Origin of the sequence: Sphingopyxis sp. J-6, from assembly GCF_046603995.1 — a bacterium.
GTDB lineage: Bacteria > Pseudomonadota > Alphaproteobacteria > Sphingomonadales > Sphingomonadaceae > Sphingopyxis.
Window position 1 is genome coordinate 2,933,058 of record NZ_CP145810.1, and the last position, 18,643, is coordinate 2,951,700.

The 18,643-nt window shown below is 65.2% G+C and carries 14 protein-coding genes and 1 tRNA gene; 1 reads left to right on the plus strand and 14 read right to left on the minus strand.

All coding sequences use genetic code 11. The annotated features are described in order from the left end of the window. Positions 1-136: 136 nt before the first annotated feature. Positions 137-1,495 (plus strand): MFS transporter, encoded by a 1,359-nt coding sequence (locus V6U71_RS14260; protein WP_411339072.1) that lies wholly within the window; start codon positions 137-139, stop codon positions 1,493-1,495. A 17-nt stretch (positions 1,496-1,512) separates the two neighbouring features. Here the strand turns inward: V6U71_RS14260 and V6U71_RS14265 are convergent, their stop codons facing one another. The 14 genes from V6U71_RS14265 to V6U71_RS14330 all read right to left on the minus strand — a co-directional run bounded on the left by V6U71_RS14265 (position 1,513) and on the right by V6U71_RS14330 (position 18,429). Then, entirely contained in the window at positions 1,513-2,868 is a 1,356-nt protein-coding gene (locus tag V6U71_RS14265; protein WP_411339073.1) for an HlyD family type I secretion periplasmic adaptor subunit, read from the minus strand. After that, the gene (locus tag V6U71_RS14270) at positions 2,865-4,622 is read right to left on the minus strand and encodes a type I secretion system permease/ATPase (protein WP_411339074.1); all 1,758 of its coding nucleotides are present in this window, start codon (positions 4,620-4,622) and stop codon (positions 2,865-2,867) included. The genes V6U71_RS14265 and V6U71_RS14270 overlap by 4 nt, the downstream gene beginning before the upstream one ends. A 74-nt stretch (positions 4,623-4,696) precedes the next feature. Continuing rightward, positions 4,697-10,462 (minus strand): peroxidase family protein, encoded by a 5,766-nt coding sequence (locus V6U71_RS14275; RefSeq protein WP_411339075.1) that lies wholly within the window; start codon positions 10,460-10,462, stop codon positions 4,697-4,699. Between the two features lie 279 nt (positions 10,463-10,741). Beyond that, complete coding sequence (locus tag V6U71_RS14280; RefSeq protein ID WP_411339076.1) at positions 10,742-11,152, minus strand: response regulator; 411 nt, start codon at positions 11,150-11,152, stop codon at positions 10,742-10,744. A 52-nt stretch (positions 11,153-11,204) separates the two neighbouring features. Further along, a complete protein-coding gene (locus tag V6U71_RS14285; RefSeq protein WP_411339077.1) occupies positions 11,205-11,960 on the minus strand; it encodes a LuxR C-terminal-related transcriptional regulator in 756 nt (251 codons plus the stop codon). A gap of 188 nt (positions 11,961-12,148) precedes the next feature. Then, positions 12,149-13,135 carry a sensor histidine kinase gene (locus tag V6U71_RS14290; protein WP_411339078.1) on the minus strand — a complete coding sequence of 329 codons (987 nt, stop codon included), beginning with the start codon at positions 13,133-13,135 and terminating at the stop codon, positions 12,149-12,151. A 38-nt stretch (positions 13,136-13,173) separates the two neighbouring features. Further along, positions 13,174-13,851 carry a winged helix-turn-helix domain-containing protein gene (locus V6U71_RS14295; RefSeq protein ID WP_411339079.1) on the minus strand — a complete coding sequence of 226 codons (678 nt, stop codon included), beginning with the start codon at positions 13,849-13,851 and terminating at the stop codon, positions 13,174-13,176. Positions 13,852-14,112: 261 nt separating this feature from the next. After that, positions 14,113-14,188: transfer RNA gene (locus V6U71_RS14300), tRNA-Phe, on the minus strand. A gap of 95 nt (positions 14,189-14,283) precedes the next feature. Further along, complete coding sequence (locus V6U71_RS14305) at positions 14,284-14,478, minus strand: DNA gyrase inhibitor YacG (protein WP_411339080.1); 195 nt, start codon at positions 14,476-14,478, stop codon at positions 14,284-14,286. Continuing rightward, complete coding sequence (locus V6U71_RS14310; protein WP_411339081.1) at positions 14,468-15,466, minus strand: ribonuclease; 999 nt, start codon at positions 15,464-15,466, stop codon at positions 14,468-14,470. Before V6U71_RS14310 ends, V6U71_RS14305 begins: the two co-directional genes overlap by 11 nt. Beyond that, positions 15,459-16,049 carry a Maf family protein gene (locus V6U71_RS14315; protein ID WP_411339082.1) on the minus strand — a complete coding sequence of 197 codons (591 nt, stop codon included), beginning with the start codon at positions 16,047-16,049 and terminating at the stop codon, positions 15,459-15,461. Before V6U71_RS14315 ends, V6U71_RS14310 begins: the two co-directional genes overlap by 8 nt. After that, positions 16,046-16,264, minus strand: coding sequence for a translation initiation factor IF-1 (gene infA, locus V6U71_RS14320; protein WP_010162480.1), 219 nt, complete (start codon positions 16,262-16,264; stop codon positions 16,046-16,048). Before infA ends, V6U71_RS14315 begins: the two co-directional genes overlap by 4 nt. Before the next feature lie 105 nt (positions 16,265-16,369). Further along, positions 16,370-17,236, minus strand: coding sequence for a cupin-like domain-containing protein (locus V6U71_RS14325; RefSeq protein WP_411339083.1), 867 nt, complete (start codon positions 17,234-17,236; stop codon positions 16,370-16,372). Further along, positions 17,233-18,429, minus strand: coding sequence for a GNAT family N-acetyltransferase (locus tag V6U71_RS14330; RefSeq protein WP_411339084.1), 1,197 nt, complete (start codon positions 18,427-18,429; stop codon positions 17,233-17,235). The genes V6U71_RS14325 and V6U71_RS14330 overlap by 4 nt, the downstream gene beginning before the upstream one ends. Between the last annotated feature and the right edge of the window lie 214 nt (positions 18,430-18,643).

Below are 18,643 nucleotides of genomic sequence, written 5' to 3' on the forward strand. Positions count from 1 at the left end.
ACAAGGATAATGCCATCCGGCATCGGTTCCCGGCCACACGGACCCGCTGCATCTGCTAGGGCGGCACAGACGATGAGGAAGGCGAAGGCATGAACGAGGCGGCGAGCGATTCGGGAACGCAGAACGAGTTCCGGTCATGACCGGATTGGCACATCCCGAAATAGCCGCCGTCACAAAAGCCGGCGACCATGCGGACGGCGCGGGAGCGAAGGCGCCCGCGTCGGCATGGTATGCGCTCGCGATCCTGATCGGCACCACCTTGTTCGCCTTCGTCGACCGGCAGATCATCAACCTGATCGCACCGTCGTTGCAACGCGATCTCGATATCAGCGATCTGCAACTCGGCATGTTGCAGGGCCTCGGCTTCGCCTTCTTCGCCAGCCTTGCCGCCTATCCGATCGGCTGGCTTTCCGATCGCTTCGGCCGCCGCCTCGTGCTCGGCTGCTGCATCATGGTCTGGTCGATCTCGACCGCAGCCTGCGCATTCCAGACAAGTTTTACGGGAATTTTCGCAGCCGCGGCAGGCATTGCGATCGGCGAAGCGGCGCTGACCCCGGTGATTTTCTCGATGCTGCCCGACCTGTTCCCCGAACGCCAGCGCAACACCGCGAATTTCATCTTCTTCGCCGTCGCCTTGCTGGGCGCCGCGCTGGGCCTGGCGCTGGGCGGCGTGACGCTGGATCTGCTCGAGACGAACCACGGCTCCCTGCCAGCGTTCTTTGCCAGCATGGATAGCTGGCGGGTCGCGCTGATCCTCGTCGCCGCGCCCGGCCCACTGTTTGTCCTGCTGCTGACGACGATCCGGATGACAAGCAACTCGGGCCGCGTCGCTGTGGAGGGCGAACCCGCCCTGAACAATATCCTGCCCTTCCTCCGCGAGCACTGGCGCGCGATCGCATGCATTTACGGTGCCATTTTTGCTTATGGCATTCCGCTTGGCGCGGTGGGCGCCTGGCTGCCCGTCGCGATGCCGCGTGCTTTCGAGGGGATCGATGCGGCGTCGGTCGGCGTCCAGCTCGGAATCGCGATGGGGGTGGGCTCGATCGCCGGCCTGATCATGGCGCCGATCGGCATCAAACTGCTGCGCGGTGACCCCGACCTCAAACCATTACGTACCGCCCGATTCTATTTGACGGTTGCCAGCCTGCCGACCTTGTTCATCCTGTTCGCCTGGCAGCCGTGGCAAATCTATGCCGCAGTCGGCGTCCAGGTCGCGCTCCTGCTCGCGACGGGCGCCTTGATGCCCGGCGTTTTGCAGCAACTGTCACCGCCCCACCTGCGCTCGCGCCTGCTGTCGCTGCTGGGCATCTCCGGCGCGATCGCGACCGGCCTTGCCCCGATGATCGTCGGCGCCATGTCGGGCCTGCTCGATCCCGATCGGGGGCTGCTGACCGCCATGGTCCTCGTCGGCCTGCCGTCATGGATCGTTGCGGCAATCCTGATGTCGCTGGCGCGTCGCCCGTTCGTCACGACGATCGCTGCAATCCGCGGCTGAATGTCGATTCGACGACGTTAGTTTTCGCGGCCGGCCATCCAGAGTGTTTGTCCGAGGGGTTCGAGGAGATAGGCGAGAGCGGTGCGTTTGCGCAGCGGGATCATGATGTCGACGGGGAGTCCGGCGCGGAGGCCGCCGTCTTTGCGGACCTGGCGGAGTTTGGCGAGTTCGCCGGGCGGTACGATGAGCTGGATGTTGAAGAAGCGCATTCCGGTTCGTTCGTCCTCGAAGCTGTCGGCGGACACTTTTGAAATCTTGCCGAAGAGGATCGGCAGGTTGCGTTCCTGAAGCGCGGTGAAGCGGATCTGGGTGGTCATTCCCGGCGCCAGATCGTCGGCATCGGTGGGCAGGGCCTTGCCTTCGATGACCAGCGCGCGGTCTTGCGGGACGATTTCCATCAGCGTCTCGCCCGGCGTAACGACGCCGCCGACCGTGAAGATCTTGAGGCCGACGACGCGGCCGGTGGCGGGGGCCCTGACCGTCGATCGCGCGAGTTGTTCGCGCACCGCAACCAGCTTGGGCTGCAGTTCGTCGAGGCGGATCTGCCCGTCGCGCATCTGCGTCGCGACCTCTTCCATCATCTGCTTGTCGAGAGCGACGATCTGCATCCGCGCTTCCCCGATGGCCTCGGACGAGCGTGCGATGTCGGCGCGATAGGCGCCATAGCTGCCGTCGAGCGCGGCGGCGTCGCGTTCCATCGCGCGGACCCGGTTGATCGAGACGAAGCCCTTGGGCAGCAGCGTGCGCATCCCGTCGAGTTCTTCGCCGATCAGCCGTTGCTGTTCCTGGTTCGAGCGCATCTGGTGGGCGTAGCCGTTGATCTGCTCCGAATGCTGGCGCATCCGTTGGCCGAGCACGCCGCGTTCGGTGTACAGCGAGCCCCGCCGCGCCTCGAACAACCGGCGCTGGCCGCGCAGGGCTTCTGCGGCGAGCAGGCGGTCGGCGGGCGTCAACGAGGCGAACTCGGCGGGCTCGGCAACCCGCGGCAAGCCGTTCTGCTCGGCGACCAGCCGCGCGCGCTGCGCCAGCAGCGCGACGACCTCGCCGGTCATGCCGCGTTCGGTGGCGATCAGTTCGGAGGCCGATATCTTGAGCAGCGGTTCGCCTTTGGTGACCGACTGCCCCTCGACGACATGCAGTGCGGTGACGACACCGCCGTCACGGTGCTGGACCGCCTGGCGGTTGCCCGACACGGCGACAAAGCCTTGTGCCGATGCCGCGGCATCGAGCGGCGTGGCGGCCGCCCATCCGAGCAAACCGACGAAAAACAAGGCGACGATGGCGGCGCCGAGCCGCAACTCGCGATGCGGCCGGTCGTTGCTATCGTCGTCCATCGCGTGTGCCGCGACCGGCGATGTCGATGGTTCGTTCACGGCCGGACCCCTTCGTTGATCGGAACGACGTTCGGCGGCGGCGCCGATTTCTGCAGCGCGGCGAGAATCTCGCCCCGCGGGCCGACGCCGACGATCTCGCCGCCGGTCAGCACCGCCAGCCTTTCGGCATTGGCGAGGACGGCGGCGCGATGCGCGACGATCATGATGGCGGCGCCCTGCATCTTCGCGGCCGCGATCGCCCGCGACAGCGCTTCCTCGCCGTCGCTGTCGAGCGCCGAATTGGGTTCGTCGAGGATCAGGATGCGCGGGCTGCCATAGAGGGCGCGCGCGAGCGCGACCCGCTGTGCCTGGCCCGCCGACAGCCGGTGTCCGCTGCCCTCGATAGAGGTGTCATAGCCATTGGGCAGGCGCAGGATCAGTTCATGGACGCCGGCCATGCGTGCCGCCTTGACGACCTCGGTATCGATGACCGGCTGCTCGACGCCGCGCGCGCCGGCAAAGCGCGAGATATTCTCGCTGACCGTTCCGGGCAGCAGCGCGCAATCCTGCGGCAGATAGCCGATATGCCGGGCGAGAGCTTCGGGATCCCAGTCGGCGGTGCTGGCATCGTCGATGCGGATCTCGCCGAAGTCGGGCGGCAGGGCGCCGGCGGCGACGCGCGCCAGGGTGGTCTTGCCCGCGCCCGACGGCCCGATGACCCCGAGCACTTCGCCCGGCGCCAGCTTCAGCGACACATTCTTGAGCAGGATGGCGTTGCCCTCGGCATTGCGGACCACCACCCGGTCGAGTTCCACAAAGCCTGCGGGATCGGGCAAGCCCGTGCGCGCTTCGGGTTCGGAGGGCGCATTGGCGAACAGACGATCCAATGTGTGCAGCGCCTGACGCGACTGGACGATGCTGGGCCAGGCGCCGACGAGCTGTTCGATCGGTTGCAGCGCGCGGCTCAGCAGGACCGAGGCGGCGATGATCGCCCCGACCGAGATCTGGCCGTGGATCGCGAGCCAGGCACCGACCCCCAGCGCGAAGGACTGCATGAACATGCGCACGAACTTGACGAGCGAATTGTACCGGCTCCCCGAAAACTGCAGCTCCGCGCTCGCATCGAGCCCGGCGCTCCGCTGCCGGATATGGCGCGCCACCATCGCGCGGCGCATGCCGAGCGCCCGCACCACCTCGGCCTTGCGCAGCGTCGCCTCGTGCGCTTCATAGGCCCGCGCATTGGCCTGGTGCGCTTGCTCCGCCTTGGCCTTGCTGCCCCTCTCGTTGGTGATCGCCAGCGCGACGAGGATCGCGCCGGCCCCGAGCACCAGTCCCCCCAGCATCGGGTGGATCAAAAAGGCGACAAACAGGTAAAGCGGCGTCCATGGCACGTCGAACAGGGCCGTCGCGGCCTGACCGCCCAGCGTCTGGCGCAGCGTGTCGAACTCGCGCATCGCCTGCTGGGTCGAGGGATCGCCGGGCTTCGCCCGGCTCCGCGCGAGCAGGCGGTCGAGGATATCGCCCGACAGCAGGCGGTTGAGGCGCAGCGAAGCGCGCATCATCAGCCGGGCGCGGACCGCGTCGAGCGCCGACAGGGTCGCGATCGCGGCGCCGACGACGAGGGTGATGAAGACGAGGGTCAGGACGCCGTTCGTCGGGACCACCCGGTCATAGACCTGCATCATGTAAATGGTCGGCGCGAGGTAGAGGATATTGATCAGCGCGCTGAAAGCGGCGGCGAGCATGAAGTGGCCCCGGCAGGCCCGGACGGCATTCGTCAGCGCGGGCGGCACCGGCATCCAGAACAGGCGCATCTTATGCTCCCTCGCTTATCGAACGGGAAAATGGCGCCGGCCGGGGGCCATGGGAGGGACCGGCGCCAAGCTCTTTACGCGAACAGATGATCGAGATGCCCGAGGTCGATCTGCCGGAACTCCGGTTCGAACCCGTGATCGCGCAGCGTCTCGAGCAGCCGCACCTGGTCGAACAGATGGCCGCGGTTGAACCATCCACCGAGGTCCGCGAGACCCGCGAAGTCGCCGCGGCCGTTGCCGAGGTCGACCACATCCTGCGGGCGCAGATCCCCGACCACTCGATCGTTGCCGCCGCCCGAGTTGAACACGAGCCGGTGCGCGGAGGTCAGGCCGGAGATATTGACCGTATCGCTCCCCTGCCCGCCGTTCACCGTGATGGTGTTGAAGTTGAGGCTGGTGGGGTTGAAGTCGCCGATCACCTGGATCGTATCGCCGCCGTTCGCGCCCGATCCGCCCGGGGCGACACCACCCGGCGAAGAGACGTTGAGGGCGTTGATGTTGATCTCCTCGATATTGTCGAGTTCGGCGATCACCTGGGCGTTCCCCGTACCGTTGCGGGTGATGACGATCTCGGTGTTGGCATTGAGCCCCGTGATCCCCGCCGCTTCGGCCGCGGCCCGCGCATAGATGCGGAAGGTCTCCGCCCCGGCCACGCCGTTCAGGACATAGGTATCGGTGCCATTGCCGCCGTTGACGATGTCGCGGCCACCCGTACCTCCCGTCTGGTTTATCCGGTCGTCGCCGTCGCCGGTATGGATGAAGTCGTTGCCCGCGCCGCCGTTGGCGACATCGTTGCCGCCAAAGCCGAACACCGCCTGCGACCCCGCCATGCCGTTCCCGCCGTTGAGGTTATTGTTGTTGCCGCCGGTGCCGGCAGTCACGGCATAGTTGACGCCGTTGAAACGCAGCACCTCGACATTGGCGAGCGTATCGACCCCTTCGACCCCCGTATTGTCGGTGACGACGATCGAGGTGCCGACGGTCTCGAAGCCGAAGTTGCCGATCGCCCCGGCGAATATCGCGGTGTCGCTGTTGCCGCCGCCGTCATGGCTGTCGTTGCCGGCGCCGCCGGTCATCAGGTCGACACCGGTCCCGCCGACCAGCGTGTCGTTGCCCGCGCCGCCGTTCAGCGTATCGTTGGCCGCGCCGCCGTTCAGAAGGTCGGCCCCGCCATTGCCGTTCAGCGTGTCGCCGCCGTCGCCGCCGGCGCCGATATCGTCGCCGGCCGTGCCGTTCAGCGTGTTGTTGCCGCCATTGCCGCTCCAGTTGACCCCGACCGGCCCGGTCGCCGCCGAAACCACCTGCTCGGCCGCGCCGCTGCCGTCGGTGAAGCTCACCGCCACCCGCAACTGCTGGCCCGCCTGGTCGCCGAAGACCTGCCCCGGATTATCGTCCGGCGTAAACGTCGACCCCGTCGCCCCGGCAATGTTGATCCACGTCACGCCGTCCACCGACCGCTGCCACTGGTAGCTGAACGCTCCCAGCCCGTTCACATCGCCAATCCCCGTCGTGTTCAGCGTCAGCTGCTGGCCCTCCGTCGGCGTCAAATCACTGATCACAGGCTGACCAGTCGCCGAAGTGTTGGTCGTGACATCTTCGTCGAGGAAACGCATGACCTCGATATTGCGCAGCGTGTCCGTACCGTCGGCCTGGGTACCGCGCGCATGCGCCACGGTGACCGTGCCGTTGGCGTTGTAGGTGATGTCGTAATTTTCCAGCAGGTCCGAAAAGACCGCAACATCGGTATCGCCGGCGCCGTTGGCAGTCAGTATTTCACGTACGATGGTCAACTGGCCGGGATTGAACGTCCGGTTGAACATGCGCGTCACGAGCTGCGTCATACTGTCGGCGGTGGCGATTTCCGCGCCGGTGCCTCCATTGGGACCAACATTCTCGCGAACGCTGATCCGCACGTTCAGCCATTTGTCGCCGTCGATGATATCGTCGCCGCCGTTGCCGCGAATGAGGTCGCTGCCGTCGCCGCCGAGGATTATGTCCCCCGCATTGTACGACGTGACGCCTGCCCCGACCACGGCCTGCAATCCGGCGATCCGCGCGATGCCCGCCGCATCGAGGTTGCTGCCGGTGTAGCCTTCCGACCCGCTGAGCAGCGGATCCGGATTGAACGGCGCCCGTTCGGCCGCGGTGACGTCAGAACCCGACAGGATGTCGTCGAACCGCGACCCCGACAGGCCTTCGACCGATTCATAGGCATCCTGCGTGGCGTTGATAGGCGGCGTGGGGTTCTCGTCGAACACGATACCGCGCGTCAGGTCGGCATCGACACCGAATGTATTATCCTTGTAGATCGCCCAGTCCCAGCCGGACATGCCGGCCAGCTTTCCGCGGCCCGGACTGCCGACCATGATGTCGTCGCCGCCTTCGGCGATGAACTCGTCGAAGCCGCCGAGGCCGAAGAATACGTCGTGGCCGACCACACCGTCGCGCGCGAAAATCTCGTCGAAATTGTCGCCGGGGGCGCCGTCGAACGTGCCGTGCTCGATCCAGTCGTCGCCTTCGTTACCGAGGATACGTTCGGCGGTCAGATTGCCGAGGATGAAGTCATTGCCTTCGCCCGCGAACACTTCCGAACCCGCGTCGTTCCCCAGGACGATGAAGTCCTGACCGGCCCCGCCGAGCACGAGATCGAGCCCGGGCCCGGTGTTGAGCACGTCATGCCCGTCGCCGAGCTTGATATTGTCGTCGCCGCCGAGATCGCGGACGACGTCGTCGCCCGTGCCGGCATTGATGATGTCGTTGCCGGCACCGCCTTCGAGCGTGTCGTTGCCGCCGTCGCCGAAGATCGTGTCGTCGCCTTCGCTGGCGATGATGATATCGCCGGCCTCGGTGCCGCCGAGCACGACATGCTCACCGCCGGTATAGCGGAGATAATTGCTGTCGGGCCCGGCGGTTCCGGGGTTGTTGCGCACGACGAGCGGGGTCAGGATACCGCCCCCGGTCGGGTCGGTGCTTTCCAGCACGCCGTCGCCGTTCAGGTCGTTGAACTGCCGCGACTGGTCGACTTCGAGGATCAGTCCCGGGGTCGAGAAAACATCCGACGGCAAGTGCGTCGCGTCGGTATTGCGCATGATCATCGCGGCGAAGCTGTTCGCTTCCATCTCGCCGAACAGGTGCAGACCGTCGAGGCGCTGGAGGTAATAGAAGCGGTCCCCGTTCTGGAGCTGCTCCATCTGCACTTCGAAGACGAAGTTGAAGGTGGAGCCGAGCATGCCGCCGAACGGCAGGATCTTTTCGGCGAGGCCACCGATCCACAGGTCGACATTGTCGAGACCCGTCGTCGTCACCCCGTCCGGGCCGCTTGCCCAGGCACCCTCGCTGTTGAGGAAGTCGACCGCGTCGGCGGGCGCCGTGATCGTCCGCGCTTCGTTCGCCGCGGTGTCCGGATCGTCGAGAATCTGTTGATCGACGCCGAAGATGATCGCCATCGCCGCAGCGCGCTTGCCCTCGACCGTCGTTTCGCCGGTGATCAGCGGATGCGTGCCATAGGCCGCGATGAAGTTGATGATCGAAGCCTCGTTCTTGAGGTTGCCGGCGTAATCCACCCAGCTTTCATAGGGTTTGAGCACCGCGGCATTGTTGGTGACCTCGTAGAACTCGCGCCGCGCGGCATTGAGCGAGGGTACGCCGGTGTCGCGACCGCGCGCGAGGTTGATCGTCGCAAGGTCGAGCGGCAGGCCGAGCAGATTGTTGCGCAGCGCGCTGGTCACGAACTCGTCGATCTCGTTGCCGACCTGGCGCGTCATCCCGCGAATGATGTCGCCCGCAGCAAGCCCGTCGGCAACCCCGTGGCTCTGGTCGAACGCGACCGGATTGAGGAAGCCCTCGATCAGGCTGATATCGTCTTCGCTAAAGGTCGGATCGAAACGGTCGATCGACTCGGTCAGCATCGAATGGCCGAAGCGATAGACGACGTGCGCGAATTCGGCGACGATATCGGGATTGATCGTCGTGTCGAAGCCGTCGGGAACCACGAAGGGATCGATCTGCGGCTGCACCTTGCGCGCAAACTCTTCGAAGACGAGGTGCTGATATTGCATCTCGGTGCCGAACTTGGCGGCCTGGAACAGGCGTTCGCCATCCCACACCAGGGCATCGATCGCGGCCTGGCCGACCGGAACCGTCGTCACATCGTCGATAAGCCATTCGTTGAGGAACGCCACCGCTTCCGCCTGGGTCGCGCCGTTCGCCAGCATTTGCGCGGCGTCGGCCAGCGTCACGTCCTTCGTATGCTCGACCAGCCGGTTATGTTCCGAATGGAAGACGTGATGGACCGCGGTCAGGCCGATATTCTCGTTCACGCGGCCGTCGCCGGCGATGAAGTGCGCGTCGAGCAGTTCGTTGTCGTACACGAGCGGATTGTTGCCCGGATTGAGCAATCCGATCTCGATATCGCCGTCGGCAAGGCCGTTGGGCACCGCATCATGCGCGATATCGGCAAGGAAGGCATGGCCGGTGCGGATCGCCGCGGTCAGCGCGACGGGCGCATCGGGTGTGCCCGAAACCACGACATCATCGGCCGTATTCGGGATTCCGTCGGCGCCGATCCCGGTGATGACCTGCGCATAACCGTCGGCATTCGGAATGAAATTGCCATATTGGTCGGTGCGCAGCAGCGGGACGCTGCCGACATCCTGATCGGTCAGTTCGATGCCCAGCATCAGCGCCTGCGCCTTGACTTCGCCCCATGTGGCCATGCCTCCGGGCGACGCGCCGCCGCCTTCGATCAGCTTGCCGGTCGCGACCGGGCGGCCGTCGGCGTTCTCGACATATTGGCGCAGGAAGACCTGGTGCGAGGAATGCGAGGTATAGGTCTGGTTCTGGTCGACATAGGAGGTCGTGGTGTTGACCGGTCCGACGTCGTCGGCCGTTCCCATGACACCGTCGGCACCGGCGGAGACCGTCGCGCGCGTCAGCACCATGAAGTTGGTGTGACTTCCTTCGACATAGAGCGGATCGTCGGGCTGGAGCGGAATGAACACGGTGCCGCTGCCGCCCTTGTTGACCAGGTCGAGGCCGTGATCGAAGAACTGGCCGAACAGGGTGAACCACGAGTTGAAGGGCGCCGAAAGACCGCCGTCGGGCGAGGTGTTCGGAAGGCTGACATTGTCACCGTCCATCGTGATCCCGAACGGCTCGACCGCGGCGTCGCGCACTGCCCGCGCCGCGTTCAGATCGGTCAGTGCCGCATCGTGCGCCGCCGTCGCCGCGACAAGCGCCGCTGCGGCGGCTTGCTCGGCCGGAGTGTTGGTGCCGGGATTGCCGTCGTCGGCAGCGGTCACTGCCACCTCCGCATTATCCCTGACCACACGAGCCTGATATTCTGCTTCTGCTGCAGGTTTGAAGGCCTGATAGATGGCGGTGATCGCTGCAAGATCGGTGAAGGGGTCCGCGCTTCCTGCCCGCTCCAGCCCTTCCAGCACCGCGGCCGGATTGCCGAGGGTCTGATCGACGAGCAGGTTCGAGATGGTGCGCAGATTCTGATCGAAAACCAGCGAACCGGGATTGTTGGAAGGGTTATAGTTGGGCTGCGTCGGCATGGCCGGCGCCCCCCCGGGGCCGTCGGGATCGAAGGGAGTGCCGTCGGCCGGCCGGTATGCGGGGTCGAGCAGCGCCGGGAACTCGACATCGGCCGCGCCCCACTTTTCTTGCCCCGGAAGCAGGTGATTGTTGCTGCCATCGACGGTACGCAAGCCAAAGGAGAGATTATAGGCGGGAACAAGGCCGCCCGGTCCGTACAGCGGCTGACCGGCCGCATGGGCTTCGGCAATCTTGATCTGTTCAAGAATGAAATCGAGATCGCTACGGATGTACGTGACCATGGTATTTCTCCCTGATGCGAAGCTGGATCAACGGCCTTCGACTGGCCGCTTCCGCCCGGCACACAGCGCACCGGGTTTCAAATCTAACGGGATGAAACTTATCGCTAATTGCGAAAGGCCGTCGAGTTGGACTGACGGCCTATTACCTTTTCGATTTTCTATATTCCGGCGATATATATATCTATTACTTTCGATATATTACGCTGGCTCTATACAGCGCGCGCGCCGACACCGGCCGACCGGAGATCGCCCCCTGCTGCCATCGTCCTTGCGCGATGGTCAGTAACGCTGAAATTCCGAAAATCCGGGGGCCGGTGCAGACGGGCCCTCCCCGCCGCCCCTGGCCGCCACGATAGCGTCGAGTGCCTGCGACACTGCGTTGACGCTCCAGGGCTTGGAAATGCAGCCCAGGGCAAATTCCGGGATCGGAAATGGCGGCGCATGCCCGGTGACGAACAGACAGACAATGCCGTGGCGGGTCAGATCGCACGCGATACCATATCCGGACGACTGATGCGCGAGTTGGATATCGACGAGAGCGCAATCGATCCGGTGTTCGGTGACGGCGAGAGCCGACGACGCGGCATCGTCGGCAATCGCGACAACGCGAAGCCGTCCGTCGATCTCGACAAGGTCCCGCAATATGGCCGCAACCTCGGCATCATCTTCGACGATAAGGGCGTTCAACATTGTCCATCATCCTCTAGGCGGCCCCCTAGGGAAAGACTGGAGAGCGGCGGGATCAGCGCCGGAACGAAATATGCGCTACATTGTTTTGCGCGCGCTCCAAAATCGGCCTCTTTATCTGTTCGTCGAACAGGCCCGGCAGATAAGTGTCAATCGCGCCATCGTTGGATGCCCGCGCGCGCATCGCTGCTGCAGCACTGACCCGATTATGTACGCCAAGCATCCGGAAAGCAGCCGCGATATGAACCTTCACGGTCCCCTCCGCGATATGAAGCGTGCGCGCGATTTCCTTGTTCGAACGTCCGGCCGCCAGCAGATTGAGCACTTCGAACTGCCGGTCGGTCAGTGGTCCGTCATGCATCGCGACATCGTCACCGTGCCCGTGTTCCTTCCGTGCCGCGAGGTCGGAAACCAGGGCCGGAACGAAAATCTGGCCGGCCACCACCATCTGAAGCGCCGCCAGCATCTCGTCGACCGGCAGGTCCTTCGGAATATAGCCGTGCACCCCTGCGCAAAGCGAATCGAGCACCCGTTCACGGTCGCGGTCGGCCGCGACGACGACGAGCCGCACGGCCGGGAATCTCATCCGGAGATCGCGCAATCCCGCCCCGGCGCGAAGCCCCGGCAAATCCAGATCGATGGTCACCAGACCGATAGAGGGATGCGCCGTGATTTTCGCCAGCACGGCCGAAAAATCCTGCGCTTCCCAGAGCTCCGGAACGCCGAGATCCCGCCTGAATATCGTTGTCAAACCTGCACGGCAGAGCGGATGATCGTCCGCAATCAATACCCCGCCAGAATCATTTGCCATGGTACCGCCCCCAACCGGGTATCCCATTTACCCACGGCACATGTCGCATATCAGTTTTCAATAAGGCCTCTACCCGGCGTTGCGACCCATCCGGGAGGATATTCCTTACACAATACGACTCGGCCAAAGGGTTAACTTAGGCCGCTATTCTGACGCCAACCTGACGGATGTGATTTTATTTGGGACAATTATTGATCCATATCGTCCAGTTCCGGGAACGACAGCCGGATTTCCTGCCGGTGAGGATTGGTCGCCAGTTCCCCGCGATGGATTTCCATGACCCGCGCCACGATCGCCAGACCGAGCCCCGCACCGCTCGCGCTGGCATGATCGCCCCGAGCGAAGCGCTGGCTGAGTATCGCCAGTTCCGTCGGCGACAGCCCGCAGCCCCCATCGTGAACCCCGATTTGCGCCGCCGGACCTACGGTGACGACGACATTTCCGCCGACCGGCGTCACCCGCAGTCCGTTGTCGACCAGATTGCTGACCGCTGCCACGATCGTTTCCCGGATACCGCGAACCACCGGACGGCTTTCGACCCGCAGTTCGATATGCTTGCCCTGCGCCGCCGCAATCGGCGCATAACGGTTTATGACATCCATTACCGCCTGCTCGAGCGACACCCTGTCGCGGGCAATCGGGGCTGCGACATGCGCCTCGACCTGCGCGATCATCATGATCTGGCCGACAAGCCGGTTCATGGCCGCCACATCCTTTTTCAGGCGAGCGGCATCCGGCGATTCCAGCCTGTCGAGTTCCGCCATCAATATTGCCAGCGGCGTACGGAGTTCATGGGCCGCATTGGCCGCGAAAGCCTCGCGCTGCCCCGCCGCGTCATCGAGCCGCCGGAGCAGATTGTTGATCGCGTGCGCGAAATGCTGCGTTTCGACCGGCAGGTCATCGACGTTCAGGCGAAACCCGCGATCGGTGCCCGCGGCGGCATCGATATGCGCGGCAGCGATCCCGAGCGGGGCAAGCGACGTGCGAATGACCCATCGCCCCGCGATGAACATCGGCATCATCAATACGATGAGCGGCAGGACGACATGCTCGGCGATTTCGAGCCATTCGCCGCGCCAGCCCTCTTCGGCCGATCGTTGCTCCAGCATGACCTCGACATCGAAACTGACGAAAATGATCAGGGACAATCCGCCGAACAGTCCGATCCAGCTCATCCCGCGCGTAAGGCGGCGGGTAACGGAAAGCGGCGCGGTCAAGCGCCGCTGTCCCTGATCATATATCCCATCCCGCGCACGGTAATCAGCACGTCGGGTCGATCGGCATCGTTCAGCTTGTGCCGCAGACGCGACACGATCGCTTCCACCGCGTTCGGCGTCACCGCCTCGTCAAATCGATAGAGCGCCTCTTCGATCATCGATCGCCGGACGACTGTCCCCACGCGACGGACCAGCAACTCGAGCAGATCGGCTTCGCGCCGGGTGAGTTCGAGCGTCCGGCCGTCGATCGCCCCCGACCTTGCCGCGACGTCGAACGTCAGCCTGCCGATCCGGATCACCGGCTGTCCGCGCGGTCCCGGCCGGCGGAGCAAAGCGCGCAGGCGCGCCGCAAGCTCTTCGATCTCTACCGGCTTGATCAGATAATCGTCTCCGCCGGCGTCGAGCCCGGCGACACGATCGCCCAGACCGTCCCGGGCGGTCAGAATGAGAACCGGAGGAAGCGGTGCCTTCGAGCGCTCGCGGCGGAGCCACACCAGCCCGTCGCCATCGGGCAATCCCAGATCGAGGATGATCGCATCATAATTGGCGTCCGCCAATGCGGCTTCGGCGTCGCCGATGCTGGAAACGATGTCCGGGCTAAAGCCGCAGTTCGCGATGCCGCGACCCATCAGCTCCGCCAGCCGGAAATTGTCCTCTATTATCAGGACACGCATATCGCAGCCAATGGCGTCAAGGTCCCCACCCCCGTCGACAGGCAGATAAAACCAATTAGCGATGCGACCCAGACAACTAGGTTAAATAACATATTTCAGAATTGGCAGTAAGTATATTTATCCGAGCACCCGAAACCCGAAAACACCCGCCGAATAATGCAAATTATTCAAAAAGAAGGGGGCGTCATTGGCGTTGCCGAAAAAGGGAGCGAACGCGTGAACTGCCGCGCGAAACGTGCCTGAATGTCCTTGGATGGAAAATGGTGCCCGGGGACGGGATCGAACCGCCGACACTGCGATTTTCAGTCGCATGCTCTACCAACTGAGCTACCCGGGCAAGGCCGCTGCGGCCGGTCGACCGCGCTGCGAGCGGCGGCTATAGGCAGGGCTTTCGATCCTGTCCAGTGGCTTTGTGACCGCTTTTTTCGCGGGTCATCCCTCGTCGAAACGATCGTCGTCGGCGGTGCCGTCGGGCGGCTGGTCGACCGGCACGCGATAGCCTTCGCCGAACCAGGTCAGGAGGTCGCGGTCGCGGCAACTGCGGCTGCAGAAGGGCTTGTACGCCTCGACACGCGGCGCTCCGCACAGCGGGCACTTGCGGCGTTTGGCGCCGGTTTCACTGGGCATGGCCCGCTCCTTTCATCGCGACGTCGGCGGCAAGCTCGACGCGCCGTCCGGTCCGTGCCTGCAGCGCATCGATCCACGCGGGGTTCGCGGCGATATGATCGATGACGGCAGGACGCGCGGCGATCCGGAGCGTTCCCGTCCCCGCCGCGCGTTCGGCCTGCCGCAACAGCAGCGCTGCATCGGTCGCGACCGGATCGAACCGGATTTGCTCGATCAGCGACGGCCGTTCGCGGCGGCGGATGATCTGCATGAGGCCGAAGCCGTTGACGGCAGTGCGCTCGAACGGCGGCGGCAGCGCCGCGTCGACCAGCGCGTCGATCGCGTGGCGCCCCGCCCGATCGGGCAAGGACGGGAAATCGATCCCGATCGACCCGCCGATATCGCAGCAACGGATCACCGCGACCGCTGCCTTCGCCCCGGCCCTGGCGAGCGCCAGCGCGTCGCCGTCGCCGTCGCCGTCGATATCGATCAGCACCATCGCCGGGGTCGCGTCGACCCACAGCGCGCCGCCCGCAAACGGCCAGTGCCCGGCCCGGACGTGGTCGATGAGTTCGGACCAGCCCGCCTGTTCGAGCAGGTCGGGGCCGGTCGGTTTCACCTCGACGACCGCATGACCGCTCGCCGCAATGCGCGCGCGCAGGTCCGGCCCGTCGGCGAGCGGCGTGTCCGGCTCCGCCAGCACCGCACGCGCGGGTTTGTCGCGGCCGCGTTCGCGGAGCGCCATGCGGGTGATTTCGACGACCAACCGCGCGCCGGTCGACGTTGCGGGCGGCACCGCAGCAAGTGTCGCCTGCGGCTCGCCGGGCCGGTCGAGCGCGACGAGCGCGCCCTTGCCGCCCCGTCCCGCCTCGACCAGCCGCGCCGCGACGACCGCGCCGACGCGCGGACCGTCGCTATCGCGCTCGATGCGGGCTTCGATGATTGCGCCATCCTCGACGAGCGCGACGCGCGCCTCGCCGATCCCGGCTTCGTACAGCCACTCAGCCAAGTGCGATTCCGGCGCTGGCGAGGAGCGTCGCCGTTTCGAACATCGGCAAGCCGACGACATTGCTATGGCTGCCCGACAGGAAGCGGACAAAGGTTTCGGCGCGGCCCTGGATCGCATAGCCGCCCGCCTTGCCCATCCCTTCACCGCTTTCGACATACCAGTCGATCTCGGCGGCGCTCAGCGCCTTGAATGCGACGATCGTATCGACGACGCGCACCCGCGCCCGGCCGTCGGTGTCGACGACGCACAGTCCCGACCAGACATGATGCCGCCGGCCCGAAAGCAGCCCAAGCATGCGGCGAAGATCGGCCTCGTCGGCGGGTTTTTCGAGAATGCGACGCCCGACAGCAACCGTGGTATCGCCCGCCAGCACGACCTCGTGCGGCGCGCGTTCAATCGCCAGCGCCTTGCCCTCGGCAAGCCTTGCGACATAATCGCGCGGCAGCTCGCCCTTGCGCGGCGTTTCGTCGATGTCGGGCGCAGCGATGCGCGCCGGAATCACGCCGATCCGCGCCAGCAATTCACGCCGGCGCGGCGATGTCGAAGCCAGAACCAGCGCGCGAGGTGTCGCCGCGCCGCTCACTTGAAGCGATAGGTGATCCGACCCTTGGTCAGGTCATAGGGGGTAAGTTCGACGAGCACTTCGTCGCCCACGAGAACGCGTATGCGGTTCTTGCGCATCTTGCCGGCCGTGTGGCCCAGAATCTCGTGGTCATTTTCCAGTTTGACGCGAAACATCGCGTTGGGCAGCAGTTCGACCACCTGGCCGCGCATTTCCAGAAGTTCTTCTTTCGCCATCAATCCTCTATGGGCTCGAAATACAAGGATGGGCGCCCATAGCTCCAAAACGCGCCGATGGGAAGCAATCTGTGGCCTGACGTTTGGCACTATCGTGCAACGGCGTCACTCGACGAGCCGCAGCTTGCGCGCGACCCGCCAGCCGACCGTCTTCGCCCAGGCATAGCTCGGCCAGCGCGGCGGCATCGCGGGGTCGAGCCCCATACGGCGCAGCGCTGCGTTGGCGGCGTGTGCTTCGGATTCGCGGTAGCTCCATTCGCTGCGCCAGGTGATCGACAGCGAGATCGACGGAGCATCGCCATTGGCGACGAAGTGCGGCGCCATCACCGGCATCAGCACCGCATCGCCGGGGGCGAGCGGCACCTGCTGTGCGCCTTCGCGATAGGCCTCGTCCCACGGCAGGTTGCGATGCCCCCCGGTGTGATAGCGCTCATGCTCGCGGCGGTGCGCGAAGCGTTCGTCGCCGGCGGGCCAGACGTTCATCACCTTTGTGCCCCGCAATTGCAGCAGGATATTATGTTCGGGATCGAAGTGGAATGGCGTGATCGATCCGGGCGAGGAAATGAAGATAAAGCCCTGCGGCGTCAGCATCGCGCCGGTGCGCGGCTCGACGACATGCTTGAGTTCGCCGAGAAGGTCCATGAGCAGGGTGCGATAAGCCTCCTCGCTCTCGATATTCTTGAGCACCGCCCAGCTACGGTTGGTGTCGATGGTGCGGATCGTCTCGCCGATCGACAGGCCGTTCGACGGCACATCCTCGGGCAGGATGCCGATTGGCACGTCGCCAGGATTATATTCGACCTGCCCCTCCGGCAGCCCTTCGCCGAGCACCGCGAGCGCCTCCAGCGACAGCAGCGGGTGATCGCGCAGGCCGTGATGAAGCAGTCCCGCCTGCTGCGGATAGAGTTCCTCCATCCGGTCCAGCGTTTCAAAGGGAAATACGGTACGGGCAATCGGCTGGTGCATGGTCATGCGGGGTCCTGTGATTCTTCAACAGCGGGGGCCGGACGCTTCCAGCGCCGCCAGCCGCGTTCGAGTTTCGTGAGAATGGCGAAGCGCAGCCGGTCGGCGGCCCCGGACAATGGCACATTGACCCACAGGAGGTGGCGGCGTTCGCGCCACACGCTGTCGATCATCGGGTGGCCCGGCGCGGCGCAGCTATCGACCCATGCGATCCGGCTGTCCTCAAGCAGGTCGAGATTGGCCTGCTGGAGCAGCACGCCGGGAGAGAAGCGCGCATAATCCTCGTCGAAAGCGGTCTTGAACGAGAAACCGCCCGGCGGGCAGAGGAAATTGACCAGCATCGCGAGCGGCCGGCCGTCGAGATCGAGCGCGCGGAGGTCGAGCTTGCCGGCGTCGGCCGCACCGGTGAGGATCGCGCGGAACCAGGCCTCGGTATCGCCATGGCTCGCGAGCGCCGATCCCGCCCGCCCTTTCCAGCCGCGTGCTTCGAGATCCAAAAAGGCGTCGATCCACGGATCGAGCGGCTCGCCGGCCTGCCAGCGCCGGAACGCAACGACGCCCTGCTCGGCCAGCCGGTTCGCCTGCCGCCGGAGCTCCTTGCGTTTCTTACCGCGAACCGCCGCCTCCCAATAGGCATCGGGCGACAGGTTGCTTTCGAGCAGCGCGCGTTCCTCGCGGTGGACGACCTCGACCTCACCGCCCCGCATCCGGACGACGTCGATGAGGGCGCGGTGGAGCGGCCCGTCCTCGGTCAGCCGCGGCAGGTGCAGCAGGGTCTTCGCCCATGGCGCCGCGTCGCACCAGCCGAGCAGGATGGACCAGAAAAGATTTTCGAACCCGGCGCGAACCAGGGGCGCGCCGTGGAAATGATTGGGGTGCGCCCAGCCATCGACATGGCGCAGCGGCAGGCGGCCATAATGCGCTGCAGGGGCGAGCGGCATCACGCCGATCACCGGCCCGTCGCTGCCGTCGCGGACAAGGATGAGGCGCGCATGGCGGTCGGGATCGAGGAGGTGCAGCGCCGACTGCAGGCACCAGCGCTCGGCAAAGGGATTGGGCTCGCTCGCTTCCACCGCCAGCCGGTCCCACGCCTCGGCAAGCGGCGGCGACAGCGCCAGCGGATCGACGACACGCACGGTCAGCGGCGCGGCGTCGGCAGGCACGGCGATGCCGTTGATCGGAAAGGCGGGATGGACCGTCATCGGCAGCGAGCCTAGCAGCGAAGCGTTAAGGATGGGTGGCAATTTCGATGGGGTCTTCCCGCTTTCGATGGAGATCGGAACGACGGGTTTCGGCCGATAGTTGCCATCAATGCTGTGCGCCCCGGCGAAAGCCGGGGCCGAGGGCGTATTTACGCGAGGCCAGCTTTCCAACGCTCTGGGCCCCGGCTTTCGCCGGGGTACACCAAAGAGCGAA